Origin of the sequence: Streptomyces thermocarboxydus (assembly GCF_024760485.1) — a bacterium.
In the GTDB taxonomy this organism is placed as follows: domain Bacteria; phylum Actinomycetota; class Actinomycetes; order Streptomycetales; family Streptomycetaceae; genus Streptomyces; species Streptomyces cellulosae.
In genome coordinates this window covers 4,118,315-4,135,483 of sequence record NZ_CP058273.1, presented here as the reverse complement: position 1 = coordinate 4,135,483, position 17,169 = coordinate 4,118,315, and the positions used below count along the sequence as shown (strand labels likewise).

The window sequence follows — 17,169 nt, the reverse complement described above, 5'->3', positions numbered from 1 at the left end:
AGTGCCTCACAAACGCCCTTGATAGCTTCGGTGACAGCTACACACAGCCGACATCAGGGGGAATCGTCCGTGGCACGCCGCGCCTTCACCATCACCGCTGCCGCACTCACCGCGACGACGGCCTTGTTGCTGACGGGTTGTGGGGGCGACGACTCCTCGGACGACATCAAGGGGGCGGACGCCGGCTCCTCGAGCGCGTCGGCTTCGGCGGCGGCCTCCACCCCGGCCGGGGTGGAACGCCCGGAGATCACGATCCCGAGCAGCTTCAAGCTCACCTTCGCGGACTGGAAGAGTGACGACCCGGAGAAGCAGGCCGTCCTCGACGACGGCAGGGAGCAGCTCCGCGCGGGCTACGCCGCCATCATCGAGAACGACCTCGACAGCGAGGCTCTCGCCTTCTACGACACGAAGGCCGGCCTCTCCCAGGATCAGGAGTGGATCCGCTCCTACACGGACAAGAACCTCACCGTGGTGGGCGAACTTCCGGTCTACGACCCGGAGGCCGAGCTCTTCGGCGAGAACACCAAGGCGCAGCTCCGCTACTGCACGGACGAGAGTGAAGCCCGGACCAAGCACCGCAAGACCGGCAAGGAGACCGGTAACCCGCCGGGCACCGAACCGAACGTCGCGTACACGGTCACCATGACCAAGAACGCGCAAGGGGTGTGGCAGACCGTCTCGACCACGTCCGAGCGGGGTGGTTGCTCGTGACACGCACCCTCCGGCTCTCATCCGCCGTCGTCGTGTCGGCTCTCACAGTCGTTCTCAGCGCTTCGCACGCGCAGGCGTTCGGCGGGGGCGGCACCAAGAACGACAGCAAGGGCGGCACCGACGGCAAGGGAACCCTGTCGGCGGCGGCGTCGAGCATCCGTCTCTCGTACCCCAGCGGCAAGCCCGCCGGGCACAAGGCCGGCAGCCTCAGCACGATCGACCCCGACTGGGAGCCCCCGGCGTGCTGGTACGAACCGGCCTTCACTCCCCAGCAGCTCAAGCACTTCGTGGACACGGACGGCGGCGGCGACGTCGGCATCCACGAGTCGTGGTTCGGCAAGGATTTGTGGACGGACCACTACCGGGACGGCAAGCCCGCGGAGAATTTCGACCTGGAGTCGCCGACCAACAGCGTCGCCGAGGGCTACAAGAACTACAACCTTGCCAAGGACGGATACTTCTGGCGTGGCGTCGCACCGGACCCGGGCGACCGTGACTCCTGGGACTGCGGCCGCATCATGTTCTGGGTCGACGCCGGCCGGGTCCCGAACGACCCGCACGCCCCTACACCGAAGATGCTCGCCGAGTACGCCTACCAGGAGGTCGAGGTCCCGGAGACCGAGATCGAGCTCAAGCCCGCCGCCCGCTCCACCGTGAACCTCCCCACCTGGGTGTGGCTCGACAAGGCCACCTTCAAGGACGTCACCGTCCGCGCGGAGCTTCCCCACACCGGCCTGTGGGCCGAGACCACCGCCAAGCCCATCGCGCTGCACCTCGACCCGGGCACGAAGGACGCGGAGACCTACCCCGCCTCCGGCGACTGCGAGATCAGCGCGGACGGCTCCATCGGCACGCCGTACACCCGCGGCAGCGCGGAGAAGACCCCGCCGTGCGGGATCCACTACCTGCGCGCCTCGGGCGGAGAACCGTACCGCCTGACCGCGTCGATCACCTGGGAGATCTCCTGGGAGGGCACGGGCGGCGCCCGGGGCGACCTCCCCGACGGCACGTTCGAGACGACCCAGGACATGACCGTCCAGGAGATCCAGTCGATCAACCGCTGACCCGGTGCGCGACCGACGGAGCTCACGGTCGATGCGGACAGCTCAAGCCCACGCCCGCTGATGCGGGATCCACGTGCCACGTGCCGCGTCGCCGAGTATGGGGCTCAGGAACGCCTCGGCTGCCGGAACCGCTTCACTGAAGCTGCTGCAGCCCTCAAGGCCGTGCACCAGGGCGGCTTGCCGAGGGTAGCCGTCGTGCCAGTCGGGGCCGGGGACCTCGAAAGCGCCGGGAAGCACGATCCGCAGGCCGAGGCTGCTCCGACGGGCTGCTTCCTGCTGAAGAGCCCGACAGACGGCCGGTCCGTCCACAGCCTCCCTCTGACTGATCAGGAGGAGGTCGGCGAGGTCACGGTACCGGTTGGACCCATGCTCGCCGTTTTGGCCATGTCTCTCGTACATGGCGCACACTTTGTCGGCGATGTGGTCGATGACCGGATAGAGCCGCACGTCGGGCCAGTCGACGGGCCATGCGAGGTCGACTGCGGACCGCAGCGTGCGGACTTCGGGCACGCCGATCAGCTCACGGCCGACGACGAGATCGACCTTGATGGTGGAGACCAGCCCCGCACCCAGGAAAACCTCGAAGTACTGCGCGCCACCCCGGCCTTCATCGCTGTGCTCCTCGAACTTCCCCGGCACATAACGGAGGTAGTCCCCCAGATCGAGGGCAGCCGCCTTGACGACGAGGTCCCTGGCTTCCTCGGCGCTACGTTCCGGATGGGTGCACTGGAGGTCGATGTCCTGGCTGAGCCGGGCTCGTCCACGGTATCGAACGAGCAAGGCCTGACCCCCCTTGATGAGCCAGCCGTCCGGATCGGTGGTGAAAACGCGGGCTGCCAGTCGGTTGAACCAGAAGATCTTCATGAGGTCCGGAACGCTCATGCCTGTCTTCTTCGACATGTTCCTCGCGGCCTGCGTCAACGCGGCCCTGAATGCTGACGGATTCGCGTACCTCTTGGCCACGTGACGTCTGCTCCCCCACCCGATCCCCTGGACCACCGACCCTAGCCCGAAGGCGGGTCTTCCTCCGCACCCGTTGACCGTTTTTCGGTATCCATGCTGTCTTCGTCAGCGGCTGTCACATGGTCAGGTGATCGCCTGCGTGTGGGACCCGGCGCGTCCGCGGAGTGATTGGTCATGACACCGGGCACCGTGGCCTTCCACAGCATGCGCTGCGGCCGAGGCGCCAGGGAAGCCGCTTTCCATGCGGGCGCGACTCCGTCGTGAGCCAAGGCCTGCTGCAATGCGTCCCGCAGTCCGGATGCGTCGAACCGGCCTGCCGTGGGCGGCGGTGTCACCTTCGGAACTGCCTGCAACACAGGCACAAGGTGAGCCATGGTGCTGGTCAGCGCCGTCCTGATCCCGGCCTGTTGAGCGGCGATCTCCTGGAGCACAGAGGCATACGCCTCACCCCTCATGGCGTCACGCAGGGGCTGCAGGGCGTCGGCATACTGCGTCAGTACGACGCCCAGGGTTCCGGCGTCGAAGAGGCGGGCAAGGGCCGCCGAACTCTCGAGAGCGGCCAGTTCCTTGCCTGCGGCCACACCCTCCGCGCCGGCGCGGGCCACCTCTTGGGAGTGCAGCGTTCGTCCGGCCTGACCAACCAGATGGTCAAGAAGCTGCTGTCCCGTGGCCGCTGGGGAAAGACCGTACTTGCGAGCGTGCGGCTGAACGGCGTCGGCGAGTGCGCCCACGTCCACGAGATCGCGGCGCTCCGCATCGGCGATCACGCCGCCGACGTGCCCACCGTCGGCCTTGACCCGGAGCAGGTCGACGATCGTGCGCAAGACGGTGGTCACCGGCAGTCCGTCGACGACGGTGATGTCTGTGGCGTCGAGACGAGCCGTTCGCAGCCGCACGAAGGGATCCGTGGTCGTCCGGCGACGGGGGACGCTGATCTCCACGTCCGGAGCGGGAATGTCCCCAAGACCGTGGAGCTGGCAGGCAGAGGCGTGGGAGACGACACCCGAGTCCCGGTCGCCCGGGCGACGCTCCCAGGCCGGAATCCCGGCCTGCAGACGCAGCCATGCCACTTTGATCTCCAGATGCCGGGGCATGCCCGCCGCCGACAGGGCGTAGACGCCCCTGCCGACGTTCTCCAGCAGGCCGGCCTCAACCAACCTCTTCAGCTGTACGCCGCCCAAGCCCAGGTTCTTGGCCTGCGCTGTCGTCACCAGGCCCCATTGATCGGCAGCGACACCCGACAAGACGGCCAGCTGCTCAGCTCGGTCCATGCAGGGAAGATTACCCAATCTTGCAGACTTCCTTACATCCATGACGTAACAATCTCTGCGAGCGGGGAGATCGACTGTAACTTTCTCTGCATGTCAAGCGAGCTCGCAGCCCGCCGACCCTCGAGCGACGTACCCTGCTGAAGGTGAGGCTCGGCCGCCGGCTACCGAGGGGGGATTCACGTGGGTGAGGGAAAGAGCGATCTCGCGCTTCCGTTGTCCGATCTGGAGGACTACGGGCGCCGCCTGCGGTCCCTCAAGAAGCGGATGAATCACACGAAGAAGCTTTTCGACTCGTACAAGGACGACATCGGCGACGGCAGCGTCAACGACGCCCTCTCCGACTTCGAGTCGAACTGGGAGGACGGCCGCGAGGACATCACGCAGCAGCTCGACGCGCTCGCGGACATGTCCGACGCGGTGGTCCGTGAATTCAACAAGCTCGAGAACGAACTCACCAAGCAGGTGAACGAGAAGATGCGGGTCGAGGACAAGCGCCCGAAAAAGGGGAACGGGGCCAAGGAGTGAACTCCCCGGCCCCGGTTCCGCGTCGCGGGCTCAGTACAGCGACGCGTGCAGGTGGCCGTCCACCGCTATGCCCTGCGCGCACACCGAGGCGCCCACGCCGGCGGTGAGGGCGAGGTTCCCGGCCTCGACGTGCACGCCGAGGGCGCCCGCCTCCGCGTGGGCACCGAGGTCGAGGCCGGCGCCGCCGCCCGCCTGACCGCCGGAGACGAGGTCCAGTTCGGTGTCGGAGATTTCGGCGGTTTCCACCCGGGGGGCGAGGTTCATGGGGGCGCGTTCCCTTCGTATCGGACAATGCGTCGCGGAATGTCCGTCGATTTCCGTCACGGAAGTCGGACCATGGAAATCGCCGGTCCACGACGAACTAACAGCACGCACCGATCAAATCACGCGGAGATACGACCGACCAGCGCCGTCCGAACTCCGGTCGCCCCCGCACGCCCCGCACGTCACAGGTGTGACCGGAACACCAGGAAAAGGTCGCAGGGTCTTCACGGACGGACAGTGGTAATTCACCTGGCCGACGTCACGCCGAAGCTGTCGGCCGCCCCTCGTGATCACGTCGAGAAGTACTCGTGAACCCTGTGCCGATTTCCTGGATTCTTCGCGGTCACGATCGGGCCGGACGGTCCAGCACCAGTCGGCCTCGCATTTCGTGCACGACGTACGGCACGGCCTGAAGAGCCAGGCCCAGCGCCCCCGCTGCCGTCGCCACGCCCGCGACGCCCGGCGCCGTGTCGGCGATCCGTACGCCCTGCATCACCGAGAACAGGGACCCGAACGCCATGACGGCGGTGGACGACACCCCCGCCGCCGTGCCGGGGAAGCGTGCCGTCCGGCGGGCGTCCCGGCCCGTGCCGGGCAGCAGCCCCGTGCCCAGCACCGGGCCCCTGGGCCATGTCCGCCTGCCGCTGAGCCGGCGTTCGGACACCGTAAGTCCGGAGGCGGCACTCAGCCTCGACCAGCCGTCCGCCCCGCCGAACCACAGCTCCCACGGGAACACCGCCCGCACCTGCTCGCCGGGCCCCCGCAGCTCCGCCCCGACCGGCCGGCCGGTCCCGTCGACCACCTTCACCAGCCGCGTCACCGCGTGCGGACCCGAGCGGGCGAACCAGTACTCCTGGCCCCCCAGATCCCGCAGCACCAGGTCCCGGTCCTGCACCCGCAGCTCGGTCTCCCGCAGGAACCGCACCGTCGCCCCGCTCCCGGGCGCCGGACTCGGCGCGACGCGCTCCAGGACCGTCACCCGCCGGCGCCCCGCCCGCAGCCGGGTCCACGCGCGCAACGCCAGCCGCGCCACCGGCCCGCACAGGGCGGTCAGGGCGAGCAGCAGGACGAGCCACCCGGGCACTCTGCCGGAGAAGACGACCACGGTGAACGCGGAGAACCACAGCGTCCCGGCGACGCCCCGCACGCACCAGTACCAGAGCGGGAAGGCCGGGCCAGGGCCGAGGAAGACGCCTCCCTTACCAGAACCCGCCCGAGGGTCGTTCCGGTCCCGCGCGACATGCAACGGCACGCCCGCGGCCGTCAGCAGCCCGGCCACGCCCGTACGCTCCAGCAGTTGCTCCCCCTGCACGGCACGCTCCGGAAGCGCGGGCGCCTCAGGCAGCCAGTCACCGAGGGGAATGCGAGCAACCTGCGCCCCGTCCCGGTCCTGCAGGCGCACCTCGCCCCAGGCGCCCGGACGGCCTGGTTCGTCGCGTCCGGCGTCGGCGGCCGCCGCGTCGACGAACACCGCGCGGGCGACACCGCCGTCCCCGACCGGCACCCGGCGGATACGGCCACGGGCGCGCAGCACGAGCGCGCCGTCCTCCACGGACAGCCGTGAGCCGTGGCACCGTTCGAGCCCGGGACCGCGCCCCGCGGCAGGCCGGAGAGCGCGCTCGTCGCCCGGCACGGCCTCAGCCGACCTCGTTCTCCGCGACCGCCTGCCCCCGCACCACCACGTCACCGCCGTAGAACATCCCCGTGAACACGGGCGAGTACGTGAGCTGGACCTCGACCTCGACCGCGTCGACCGTCGCCGTCACGCAGTGGGTCGCGGCGATGTCCGCGCCGGACATGTCCATCTCGCGGGCGAAGGCCTTCACGCGGGCGTCGCAGTTCTGGAAGTTGATGGGGGCGGGGCCGCCCTCGTTGTCGTAGAGGGCCTCGCGGTCGATGTCCTGGGCGGCGTAGCGGGCCGCCTGTTCCGCGATGTCCGCCGCGCGCTCCCGCTTGGAGATCGACATGCCGCCGTCGATGACGAAGGCCGCCAGGGAGAGGAAGACCAGCGCGAAGATGATGACCGCGCCGGCGCCCGAGCCGCGGTCGTCCAGCCGGGCGGAACGGTCCGCCACCCACGTCCGGACGCGTGCGCGCGCGCCGTTCTCGGACACCCGTCCCCTCACGCCGTCCTCCGGAACGGGTCGAGCGGCGAGCTGAAGCTCGCGGTGAGCGTCGTCGGGATGTCCAGGCCCAGCATGGCGAGGCCCCGCACCTCGCAGCTCACCTGGACGCTGAACAGGGTGTCCGGTTCGAAGCCCTGGCTGGTCTGGACGACGGTCACCGGGCCCGAGCAGACGTCCTCGAGGTCGGCCTCCGCCGCCGCGCGCGCCTCGGCCATCGCCGTGGCGTGGTCCTTCTGGATCGACCCCGCACGCGCCGCGTCCCGCGCCGCGCCGTCCAACGCGCCGCGCCCGTCGACCAGTTGCCCGAAGGCCACCAGGACGAGGATGAACAGGATCATGACGGGGGCGAGGATCACGACCTCGACCGTGGACAGACCGCGGTCGTCCACGTCCCGCCGGACGGCGAACGGAAGAGAACGCCGCATCAGTTCTCCCCCTCCTGCACGAACCGCTCCACCGGCCCCACCGACTGCGCGTGCACCGTCAGGTCCAGGCCCGGGAACACCGTCGGGATACGTGCGGTGATCTCCACGCCGACCGTGTTCTGCTCCGGCTGGAGCATCTTCACGTCCGGAGCGACGACCAGCTGCGGTCCCAGCTGCCGGATGTAGCTGTCCACCACGTCCCGCGCCTCGCCCCGCCAGCCACCGGGCTGGGCGTCCGCCGTGGCCCGCGCCTTGCGGGCGCCCGCCTGCGCCGCCGCCTGGGCGACATGATCGGCGAAGAAGTACAGCGCGAACTGCACCGTCGCGAAGATCATGAAGAACAGGACGGGCGTGAGGAAGACGAACTCGATCGCGGTCATGCCGGAATCGCCGCGGGCGGAGGCGGCCTCCACCCGTCGGCGTACCCAGCTGCGTACGCGCACCGGCATCCCCGTTGACGTCGACGTCGAGAAGGTACGTGCGGTCAGCAGGTCTTGCCCGCGTCCGCGCCCTTGATGCAGTCGCCGACCTTGTTGGCGCCCTCGCTGAGCGCGGCGTTGATGATCGCGGCCACGACACCGACGATCGCCACGACGACGGCCGAGATGATGACCCACTCGACCGCGGAGGCGCCACGGTCCAGTTCGCCGGAGCGCGCCCGCTCGACACGGGCCCGCATGAAGGTGACCAGGAAGTCGACGGCGGGGATGCCGGTGTGGAAGGTACGTCCGTTCATGACGCGTTGTCCTCTCGAATTCGGTTCACGGAAGTTCTGACGTACGGCGCGCGGTCCGCGGTTCGCGGCTCACCGGTCCGGTATCTCACACCTGGAACACCCGCATCGCCGCAGGGAAGATCAGGAACACCAGGAACCCCGCGCACAGCAGCAGCTGCGCCACGAGCATCGACTGGGACTTCTCGCCCGCGCTGCCCTCGATCTCGGCGAGTTCGCGGTGACGCATGGTCTCGGCGCGCGAGGCGAGGGACTCCCGTACCTTCGCGCCGTCGTCCGCGACGAGGGCCAGCGAGGCGGACAGGTCCTTCAGCTCCTCCACGCCCAGCTCCTCCCCGAGCTGGCCGAGCGCCTGCCACTGGCTGACGCCGGTGATCCGGGCGTCGGCGAGCGCGTTGCGGATGCGCTGCGTGGCCCAGCCGTCGGACACCTCGGCCGCCGCCATCAGTGCCTCCGGCAGACCCCGGCCGCCGGCCAGGCTCATCGACACCAGGTCCAGGTACGCGCCGATCACCCGGCGCAGGTCGCGCCGCTTCTCCGCGGCGTCCCGGCGCACCTCCAGGTCGGGCAGCACGAAGAACAGCACCGCGCACAGCAGCGCCAGCCACACCGGGATGACCGGGCTGCTGCCGAAGCCGAGCTGCCACACGATGGCGAACAGGAACGGCCCGAAGAACAGACCCGCGACCGCCAGCAGCACCTTCGTCGCCAGGAACTTCTCCCAGCTGCGCTCCAGCACGGCCAGGTCGGCGCGCAGGGACCGCTGCTCCCAGCCCTGCTGCCGGTAGAAGTCGGCGACCCTCTCGCCCACTTGGGCGCGGAGCGAGGCGAAGCGGCCGGAGGACCCCTGGTCCGTGGGCCGCGCCGACTCGTACGCCGTGCCGCGGGCCCGCATCGCGTCGATCCGGGCGACCTGGGAGAGGGCGCTGCGCTTGGTGGGCATCAGCGCGCGGACCAGGACGTAGACGCCCAGTCCGACGACCGCGCCGACGACCACCGGCATCGTCAGTCCGTCGTTCACCGGCGTACCCCCTCTTCCGGCTGGAACGGCGACGCCTGCGCGGGCCCGGCGCCCGGGGTGCGCGGACGCACCAGCCGCACCGAGGAGTCGTCCCGCACCAGGAAGCGTTCGGGCGTCTCGATGGTGGAGAGCTTGCGCAGCCACCAGAAGCCCAGCGCGAACAGCCCGCACACGCAGGCGAGGACGACCTGGCCGACGGCCGTGCCGTACGGCTCGACGAAGTCGCGGTTGAAGATGGACAGGCCCAGCACGAACGCGATCGACACGGCGACCACGATCTGCACCGAGCGGCGCGTGGACGCACGCTGCGCCATGACGCGCTGCCGCATGTCGACCTCCTCGCGCGCCGACTTGGCGAGCGCGCCGAGCACCTGCCGCAGACCCGGGCCGCGCAGACGGGCGTTGAGGATGAGGGCGGCGACGATGATGTCGGCGGAGGCGTCGTCGATCTCGTCGGCGAGTTGCTGGAGCGCCTCGGGCAGCGGGGTGCGGGCGCGCAGCCGGTCGACGAGCGCGTCGAGGTGCGGGCGCAGCACGGGCGCGGCGGCCCGCGCGGACGCCGGGATGGCCTGCTCCAGGCCGACCGCGCCGGCGATGGTGTCGCGCAGCGACTCCGTCCAGGAGGCGAGGGCCTCCACGCGGCGCATCGCGGCCCGCTCCTCGGAGGCGCCGCCGAAGAGGCGGTCCCAGAAGAACACGAGGACGGCGGAGGCGACGCCGGCGACGACCCAGCGCGTCATCAGCAGCACGGCGAGCCCGACGAACGCGGCGAGCGAACCGCGCCGCCCGGCGAACCGGATCAGCTCGCCTGCGCGCTCGCTCGCCTTCTGCTTCTCGTGCTCGGGCTTCGCGGGCAGTCCGCGTACGGCGACGAGGAGCAGGGCGAGACCACCGCCGACGGCGACACCGCAGGCGAGCGCGTAGAGCACGGTGGTGGAGAACAGTCCGCCCATCGTGCCGACGGAGCCGAGGGCGGCGAGGTCGGTGGTGGCCTGTGCCGATGTCGTCAGCGGGTCGGTGGTCATCGGCTCACCCCCACGTTCCGCTGGGCCGGTAGCCGTGGGCCATCAGGTCCTCCAGGCAGGCTATGGGGGCGTGCGGGATCACCCGGCCGTCGGGCGTCTCGGCGAACACCTCGCTGGACAGCACCCGCCCGTCGACGCCGTTGACCTCGCGCACGGAGGTCACCATGCGCTGGAGACGGCCGCCGCTCTGGAAGCCGTTGCGCCGCTGGATGAAGACGACGAAGTTCACCGCGCCGGCGATGAGCATCTGGCTCGCCTCGATCGGCAGCCGCTCGGTGGCCTGGAGGGCGTAGGTGGAGATGCGGTTGAACACCTCGCTGGAGCTGTTGGCGTGGATCGTGGAGAGCGAGCCGTCGTTGCCCTGGGACATCGCGTTCAGCATGGTCACGATCTCGTCGCCGAGCACCTCGCCGACGATGACCCGGGAGGGGTTCATACGCAGCGACCGGCGCACCAGCTCCGCCATCGAAATGGCGCCCTGGCCCTCGGAGTTGGGCAGCCTCTCCTCGAACGCCACCACGTTGGGGTGCAGATCGGGGAAGGTGTCGAGGCCGAGCTCCAGCGCGCGCTCGACGGTGATGAGACGCTCGTGCGGCGGGATCTCGTTGGCGAGGGCGCGCAGCAGCGTGGTCTTACCGGCGTTGGTGGCGCCCGCGATCATGATGTTCTTGCGGGCGCGGACCGCGCAGGCGAGGAAGTGCCCCAGCTCGGGGGTGAGGGTGCCGTTGCCGACGAGGTCGGAGATGAACACCTTGCCCATGCGGGCCCGGCGGATGGACAGCGCGGGCCGGCGGGCCACGTCCATGACGGCCGACAGACGCGAACCGTCCGGAAGCCGCAGGTCGAGCTGCGGGTTGGCGGAGTCGAAGGGCCGGGACGACAGACCGGAGTAGGCGCCCAGCACCTGGATCAGCTCGATGAGCTCCTCGTCGGTCTCCGCGACCGGCTCGCCACGCTCCTCGCGCCCGTCGGAATAGCCGACGAACACCTGGTCGCAGCCGTTGATGTCGATGTTCTCGACCTCGGGGTCGTCGAGCAGCGGCTGGAGGCGGCCCACCCCGAAGAGGGCCGCGTGCACGGCGGCCGCGTACTGCTCCTCGGTCTCCGCGTCCAGCGGCGTACGGCCCGCGTTGATCTCGGAGCGGGCGTACTCCTCGAGTATCTGGGCTATGACGGCGCGGGCGTACTGCCGCTCGTCCTCGGTGGACATCGGCGTGACGCCGTTGACCTGGTCGAGGCGGCGCTGCTCCGCGATCCGGTCACCGGCCTCCTGGCGGAACCGCTTGACCAGCGAGTGGTCGACAGCGGTCATCGCCCGGCTCCGTGACCCTGCGGCGGCGGGGCGGCGTGCTGGGCGGCGTGCGCCTGCTGGGCGGCCTGGGCCTGCGCGGCCCACGCGGCGCCGTACTGCTGGTACACGTCGGCGGTGACCTTGCGGGCCGAGCGGATCAGCAGCGACTTGTCCAGCCGGCCGCGGCGGCGCCCGGCGAGCTGCTCGGCGCCGGCCGGGTCGTCGGCGAGGGTGCCGACCACGCGGGCGCCGGTCTGGGCGTGCACGAGCATGTCGTTGACCTGGCCCGCCAGCTTGGCCGCGTTGCCCGGGTCGGCGACGAGGACGACGCCGATGACGGGGCTGTTCAGGGTGGCGGCGCCGCGCGACCCGCCGTGCAGCTTGCCGGCCAGCGCGGCCGCCCGGTCCCGCACCCGGGCCAGCGCCTCGGGCTCGGTGCGCGAGACGAGCAGGACGAGGGAGGCGTGCGGGAACAGCTCGACGGCCGGGGTGTCGCCGCTGATGCGGCCGCAGTCGGCGATGACGTCGGCGGGCGCGTTGGGCGAGTCGGCGAGGGAGGCGAAGGCGTGCCCGAGGGTGGGCCACAGCCCGGCCAGACCGGCGGCCTGCTCGGCGATGCCGAGCCCGACGAGCACTTCGAGTCCGCCGCTCAACGGCTGGACGTGATCCCAGAGTTGGTCGGGCACGAGACCGCGCCGCGCGGTGGCGGCGATGGACAGCATGCCGGTGTTGGGGTTGAGCGGGCCGCCGTGCGCGGCGGCGCTGCGGTACACGAGGTCACCGCCCGCCGGGTCGGTCTCGGCGAGCAGCACGCGGCGCGGCCAGACCGCCGCGAGGGCGACGGCCGCGGTGGTGACGCCGGGGGAACCCTTGTCGGCGGCGAGGGCGATGAGGGCCATGGGTCGGGTGCCGCCTTCTAGTTGCCAGGGACGAGGACGAGCGCCACCTCGCCGTTGGAGGCGGCCTGGGTGAGCGCCGTGGCCTGTGCCTCGTCGACGAGGAGCGTGACAGGGAGGTTGCTGCTGCTGACGAGCTCGTCGCCGCCCTTTTCCTGGACGTAGTTGACGAGGGCCTTCTCAACGATGACGGAGTTGCCGCCCCCGGAGCCGGCCGAGCCACCGTCGCCGTCGTCACCCGACCCGGACCGCGAGGTGCCGCCGACGCGGTACGCGGCCACGGTGACACCGTTCTTGAGCCCGGCCGGGTACTGCCCCTCCTTCAGGGACACACCTACCAGGGCCTTACCCTCGGGCACCTTGGCCTCCGAGCCGAACATCTCACCGACGGCGACCACGCCGGCGGGGATGGTGGTGACGGCCTTCAGCTTCTTCAGGGCGTCGAGCTGGGACCACTGGACGTAGTGGATACCCGGGTCCTCGGCGACCATCACCGACGTGGTGTTGCTGCCGTCGACCGACTGTCCGGCCGGGATCTCCTCGGTGATCTTGACGACCTCGATGCGGTCGCCGGCCTGCAGCACGAGCATGGTGGCGCCGAGGGCGCCCACCAGGATCAGCAGCACGGCCAGCGCAGCGAGGGCGGGCTTGCGCTCGCGGGGCGGAGTGGGAAGCCGGTCACCGACCGACGGCCCGGCCGGAGCCGCAGATCGACCCGCGCCCGCCCCCGTACGCTCCTGGATCTTCACGCAGCCGCTCCCCGTACACCCAAGATGATGTCTGCCAAGTTCCCTGAAATCCCGGACACTTCACCCGCGTCCGCTCGCGCGCGGACATGCGGGACGCGTCGGACGTACCCGCCCTGATCGGGGCGGATACCCAACGCGTAGGTGAGTGTCAAGCCATCGCACCGTATCAGCCGGGCATACGGCCCTCAAGACAGAAGTGGCCCCGCTCACCTCGGGGGCCGGAGGGGTGCTCACCAGCAACTTCACGGTTGAACGACCACGTCGCAGGGAGTCGTTCACGGCCAGACACCGTATCCCCCGGGCGAACGGTGCGGGATGAATCACCTTCAGCGCCCCACCCCTCACGCGCCACGCATCAACTCCTCACGATTCGCCCACGAACAGCGAGGAGCGATGGGCGGATTCGCCCGGTTCGGTGACGGGGTGTGCGTCGGGCCGGGGTCACCCGACGGGGCGGCGTGGCGAAACCGGAGGCCACGCGGATACCGTCATCGACCTGACTGCACTTCTGTCTCACGGGGAGTCACTGTGAAGCGCCGTTCCTTGCCCATCGCTGTAGCGTTCGCCGCGACATCGGCTCTGTTGCTGACGGGGTGCGGTGGTGACGACGGCGGGTCGAAGGCCGGCGACGAGATCGCGGGGGCCGACACCGACAAGAGCACGGCGTCGCCCTCCTCCGGCGCACCCGAGGTGTCTGCCGAGCGTCCGGACATGACCCTGCCCGAGGACGTGGAGGAGCGGTTCGAGGGCTGGAAGACCGGTGACGCGACGAAGGACGCGGTCCTGGCGGACGCGGGGAGGGCGCAGACGGCGGTGACGTACGCCGTCACGAAGGGGGACCCCAAGTCCCCCGCGCTGAGCTTCTACCAGTCCGGCACCGCCCTCGCGGGCAGTCAGGACTGGGTCAAGGGGATCGTGGACGCCGGACTCACCTACTCCGGGTCGGTGCGCTACTTCGCGCCTGAGATCAGCGTGTTCGACAAGGAGTCGGCGGGCGTCTCGTACTGCGCCGACGAGAGCAAGGCGTACAACAAGGACCGCAAGACGAACAAGGTGGACAAGACTCCCGCGACCGACGACTCCTTCGTGCTGTACAGCACGCGTCTGGAGAAGAACGACGAAGGGGTCTGGCAGACCACCAAGCTCGAGTCGGAGCGGGGGAACAAGAAGTGCGTGCAGTGAGGGCACGTCGTCGCCTACTGGCCACAGCGGCGGTTGCCGGAATACTCGCCCTTCTGCCCGGACCGGCGTTCGCGTGGGGCACTCCAGGGGCGTCGAACGGCCAGAAGACGGAGACGAGCGGCACCCGCGAAGGCGCCAGCCTCGTGTCGAAGGTCGTCTACAGCGGCTCCACCTCCGGCTCCCGAGGCGGCGGCAACGGCGGCGGCGCCCTGCGGCCCGTGGGTGACTGGACCCCGCCCGCCTGCTGGTACGAACCCCGCTCGGCGGAGCAGTTCCGTGACTACGTCGAGTCCATGTACGAGGAGACGGTCAACACCCCCGGCCAGCACAGCTATGCCAAGCAGTCGGCCGGCATGTTCCGCGACGACTACAAGGACGGCACGTACAAGAACTACAACCTCGACAAGAAGGACGAGGGCTCCTTCTGGGTCGCCGTCCGTGACGAGGACCGCTGGATGGAGCCCGAGGCGCAGGCCTGCGACAAAGCGCCGTTCTGGGTCGAGAACGGCGACCCCGTCCCGGTCGAGAACGCGGTCACTCCCGAGGTGCTCGCCGAGCTCGCCTACAACCGCGTCCGTCTGCCGGCGGCCGAGGTGACCCTCAGGCCGGAGGCCGCCACCAAGGTGAATCTGCCGACCTGGGCGTGGCTGGACAAAACCAGGTTCAAGGAGACCTCGGTGACCGCCTCGATCGCCGTGGGCGGGCTGAACATCCAGGCGACCACCACGGCCAGGCCCGTCTCCCTGAGGCTGGAGCCCGGTACGCCGGACGCCGAGACGTACCCCGCCTCGGGTGAGTGCGTGATCAACACCGACGGCTCGATCGGGGAGCCGTACACCCGCGGCAAGGCGGACCGGACTCCGCCCTGCGGGCTGAAGTACCTGCGCTCCTCCGGCGACGGCACGTTCACGTTGCGGGCCACGATCACCTGGGACATCTCCTGGACCGGCACCGGCGGCGCCGGAGGCGACCTCCCCGACGGGACCTTCGGCAACGACCAGGCGGTCACCGTTCAGGAGATCCAGTCCGTCAACCGCTGACCTCCGCCCCGTCACACCAGTCCAACGCGCCCTCGGCCCACTTCGCCCTGGCGAAACCGGAAACCGCCCCGATACCGTCTGTGCTCTCGACTGCACTTCTGTCTCACGGGGAGTCACTGTGAAGCGCCGCACCTTGCCCACCGCCGCCGCGTTCGCCGCCGCGACGGCCCTGCTGCTCACGGCTTGTGGAGGCGGGGACGACGGGTCCACCGACAGCGACGAGATCGCCGGCGCCGGCCGGCAGTCCGAGCAGCCGAGCAAGTCGGCGGAGCCGGGGGCGCCGCAGGAGGACAAGCCTGACGGCGTCGACGTGTCGCTGCCCGCGGACATGAACCTGGTCTTCGACTGGGACAAGCCGGGTGACAAGAATGAGGCGGCAGCAATGGATGACGCCGCGAACTACGTCCGGGCCATCTACCACGGCATCGACAAGCGCTCGACCGACGACGCCGCCCTGGTGGCCTACTCCAAGGGGCAGGGACTGAAGTACGGCCAGACGCAGATCGACGCCAGGCTCGACGGCGGGTGGACGGCCACCGGCACCCGCCGTCATTACCAGGCCACCACGCGCTCGACACCAGCCGGGGACACCGTCGAGGTGGCTTTCTGTGTCGACTCGACCAAGTTCTATTCGAAGGAAGTGAAGACCGGAAAGGTGCATAGGGGTGCACCGAGCCTGTCGGACTTCGACTACTTCAAGATCATCATGGTCAAGATGCCCACCAGTGACGGCCTCTGGCAGGCGTCCGAGGTGTACGTCGAGGGGAAGGCGGCGAAGTGCCAGTGACCAGGTCATGGGCCGCTTCCGCCGCCGTCGTCCTCTCCCTGACTCTGGGTCTCACCCTCACAGGTACGGCCTACGCCGGCGAGATCCCCAGTAACACCGAGGGCGGGATGGAGCAGTCGGGCGGCAACGACGACAGCGGCATCTACGCCGCAGCCCGCATCACGTACTCCGGCTCCGTGGCTCCGAACGGCGCCTCCGGCAACGTGACGTCCGCGGACGTCAACTGGACTCCCCCGCCCTGCTGGTACGCCCCCTATCTGGGAGCCAAGGACTTCAAGGCGAAGATGTCCAAGGACATCGAGCGCCAGTTGAAGACCCCCGGCATCGGCAGCACCGCCGGCTCCGCCCTCACCGAGCTGAAGCGGCACTACGAGGCGGGTTACGGCTGGTCCGACAACCCCGGTTACGAGGACTACAACGTCGACAAGGACGGCGAGGGCATGTTCTGGGCCGGTGTCGAGAACCCGAACGAACCGGACGTGCTCAAGCGGAGCTCCTGCAACGACCTTCCCTTCTGGGTGGACAACGGCGAAGCACCGCCGCCCCGGTACGAAGAGGCCATCACGCCTCAGATCCTCGCGGCCCTGGCCTACCAGCACATGCAACTGCCCGACACCGAAGTGACCCTCGCACCGGAGCAGACCACCAAGGTCAACCTCCCGACCTGGGCATGGCTCGACAAGGCCGTGTTCGACGAGGTGCAGGCGACGGCATCCATCGATGTGCCGGGCTTCGACCTCCAAGCCACAACGACAGCAAGGCCGGTGTCCTTGACCCTTGAGCCCGGCACCGACGACGCCGTGACCTACCCGCCCTCCGGCGAGTGCGTGATCAACGACGACGGTTCAATCGGCGAGCCGTACGCGAGAGGCAAGGCGAACCGCACCCCGCCGTGCGGCATCAAGTACCTCCGCTCGTCGGGCAACGGCACGTACAACCTCCAGGCCACGATCACCTGGGACATCTCGTGGACCGGCACCGGCGGGGCCGGAGGCGACCTGCCCGACGGCACTTTCGGCAACGGCCAGGCGGTCACCGTCCAGGAGATCCAATCCGTCAACCGCTGACAGCGCACCGGTCACGGCTCCGCCCGCGC

The 17,169-nt window shown here is 69.8% G+C and carries 20 protein-coding genes; 7 read left to right on the top strand and 13 right to left on the bottom strand.

The window, feature by feature from the left end; all coding sequences use genetic code 11:
* Nucleotides 1–69 precede the first annotated feature (69 nt).
* Together AY578_RS19125 and AY578_RS19120 are read left to right on the top strand one after the other, a co-directional pair.
* Nucleotides 70–711: a hypothetical protein gene (locus AY578_RS19125; protein WP_161231941.1), complete on the top strand. Its 642-nt coding sequence runs from the start codon at nucleotides 70–72 to the stop codon at nucleotides 709–711.
* Nucleotides 708–1,775, top strand: coding sequence for a hypothetical protein (locus tag AY578_RS19120; protein WP_258903156.1), 1,068 nt, complete (start codon nucleotides 708–710; stop codon nucleotides 1,773–1,775). The genes AY578_RS19125 and AY578_RS19120 overlap by 4 nt, the downstream gene beginning before the upstream one ends.
* 42 nt (nucleotides 1,776–1,817) lie before the next feature.
* Here AY578_RS19120 and AY578_RS19115 read toward each other — a convergent pair whose 3' ends face one another.
* Both AY578_RS19115 and AY578_RS19110 read right to left on the bottom strand, forming a co-directional pair.
* Nucleotides 1,818–2,657: a nucleotidyl transferase AbiEii/AbiGii toxin family protein gene (locus tag AY578_RS19115; RefSeq protein WP_019524469.1), complete on the bottom strand. Its 840-nt coding sequence runs from the start codon at nucleotides 2,655–2,657 to the stop codon at nucleotides 1,818–1,820.
* A gap of 122 nt (nucleotides 2,658–2,779) precedes the next feature.
* A complete protein-coding gene (locus tag AY578_RS19110; protein ID WP_258903154.1) occupies nucleotides 2,780–4,009 on the bottom strand; it encodes a type IV toxin-antitoxin system AbiEi family antitoxin domain-containing protein in 1,230 nt (409 codons plus the stop codon).
* Between the two features lie 180 nt (nucleotides 4,010–4,189).
* Here AY578_RS19110 and AY578_RS19105 point away from each other — a divergent pair, with 180 nt between their 5' ends.
* Nucleotides 4,190–4,534, top strand: a complete 345-nt coding sequence (locus AY578_RS19105; protein ID WP_026243748.1) for a hypothetical protein — start codon at nucleotides 4,190–4,192, stop codon at nucleotides 4,532–4,534.
* 30 nt (nucleotides 4,535–4,564) lie between these two features.
* On the opposite strand, the gene AY578_RS19100 is transcribed toward AY578_RS19105, so the two are convergent.
* The 11 genes from AY578_RS19100 to AY578_RS19050 form a co-directional block, all read right to left on the bottom strand.
* Nucleotides 4,565–4,798, bottom strand: coding sequence for a hypothetical protein (locus AY578_RS19100; RefSeq protein WP_019524466.1), 234 nt, complete (start codon nucleotides 4,796–4,798; stop codon nucleotides 4,565–4,567).
* Nucleotides 4,799–5,141: 343 nt separating this feature from the next.
* On the bottom strand, nucleotides 5,142–6,332 hold the full coding sequence (locus AY578_RS19095; RefSeq protein WP_258903152.1) for a hypothetical protein: 1,191 nt from the start codon (nucleotides 6,330–6,332) through the stop codon (nucleotides 5,142–5,144).
* 103 nt (nucleotides 6,333–6,435) lie between these two features.
* Nucleotides 6,436–6,912: a pilus assembly protein TadG-related protein gene (locus AY578_RS19090; protein WP_258907420.1), complete on the bottom strand. Its 477-nt coding sequence runs from the start codon at nucleotides 6,910–6,912 to the stop codon at nucleotides 6,436–6,438.
* 8 nt (nucleotides 6,913–6,920) lie between these two features.
* Nucleotides 6,921–7,349, bottom strand: coding sequence for a TadE/TadG family type IV pilus assembly protein (locus tag AY578_RS19085; protein WP_258903151.1), 429 nt, complete (start codon nucleotides 7,347–7,349; stop codon nucleotides 6,921–6,923).
* Nucleotides 7,349–7,798 carry a TadE family protein gene (locus tag AY578_RS19080; protein WP_020700098.1) on the bottom strand — a complete coding sequence of 150 codons (450 nt, stop codon included), beginning with the start codon at nucleotides 7,796–7,798 and terminating at the stop codon, nucleotides 7,349–7,351. The genes AY578_RS19085 and AY578_RS19080 overlap by 1 nt, the downstream gene beginning before the upstream one ends.
* Before the next feature lie 35 nt (nucleotides 7,799–7,833).
* Nucleotides 7,834–8,085, bottom strand: a complete 252-nt coding sequence (locus AY578_RS19075; protein WP_006133157.1) for a hypothetical protein — start codon at nucleotides 8,083–8,085, stop codon at nucleotides 7,834–7,836.
* Nucleotides 8,086–8,170: 85 nt separating this feature from the next.
* Complete coding sequence (locus tag AY578_RS19070; RefSeq protein WP_037778531.1) at nucleotides 8,171–9,085, bottom strand: type II secretion system F family protein; 915 nt, start codon at nucleotides 9,083–9,085, stop codon at nucleotides 8,171–8,173.
* Between the two features lie 14 nt (nucleotides 9,086–9,099).
* Nucleotides 9,100–10,056 (bottom strand): type II secretion system F family protein, encoded by a 957-nt coding sequence (locus AY578_RS19065; protein WP_161231955.1) that lies wholly within the window; start codon nucleotides 10,054–10,056, stop codon nucleotides 9,100–9,102.
* A 76-nt stretch (nucleotides 10,057–10,132) separates the two neighbouring features.
* A complete protein-coding gene (locus AY578_RS19060; protein ID WP_019524459.1) occupies nucleotides 10,133–11,440 on the bottom strand; it encodes a TadA family conjugal transfer-associated ATPase in 1,308 nt (435 codons plus the stop codon).
* Entirely contained in the window at nucleotides 11,437–12,318 is an 882-nt protein-coding gene (locus tag AY578_RS19055) for a hypothetical protein (protein ID WP_019524458.1), read from the bottom strand. Before AY578_RS19055 ends, AY578_RS19060 begins: the two co-directional genes overlap by 4 nt.
* 17 nt (nucleotides 12,319–12,335) lie before the next feature.
* Entirely contained in the window at nucleotides 12,336–13,064 is a 729-nt protein-coding gene (locus tag AY578_RS19050) for a hypothetical protein (protein ID WP_137209002.1), read from the bottom strand.
* Between the two features lie 543 nt (nucleotides 13,065–13,607).
* Between AY578_RS19050 and AY578_RS19045 the strand changes: the two genes are divergently transcribed.
* The 4 genes from AY578_RS19045 (at nucleotide 13,608) to AY578_RS19030 (ending at nucleotide 17,140) form a co-directional block, all read left to right on the top strand.
* Entirely contained in the window at nucleotides 13,608–14,246 is a 639-nt protein-coding gene (locus tag AY578_RS19045; protein ID WP_240801026.1) for a hypothetical protein, read from the top strand.
* The gene (locus AY578_RS19040) at nucleotides 14,234–15,286 is read left to right on the top strand and encodes a hypothetical protein (RefSeq protein WP_370879030.1); all 1,053 of its coding nucleotides are present in this window, start codon (nucleotides 14,234–14,236) and stop codon (nucleotides 15,284–15,286) included. The genes AY578_RS19045 and AY578_RS19040 overlap by 13 nt, the downstream gene beginning before the upstream one ends.
* Before the next feature lie 118 nt (nucleotides 15,287–15,404).
* Nucleotides 15,405–16,073 (top strand): hypothetical protein, encoded by a 669-nt coding sequence (locus AY578_RS19035; RefSeq protein WP_136238145.1) that lies wholly within the window; start codon nucleotides 15,405–15,407, stop codon nucleotides 16,071–16,073.
* Nucleotides 16,064–17,140: a hypothetical protein gene (locus AY578_RS19030; RefSeq protein ID WP_370879029.1), complete on the top strand. Its 1,077-nt coding sequence runs from the start codon at nucleotides 16,064–16,066 to the stop codon at nucleotides 17,138–17,140. Before AY578_RS19035 ends, AY578_RS19030 begins: the two co-directional genes overlap by 10 nt.
* Nucleotides 17,141–17,169: the final 29 nt, after the last annotated feature.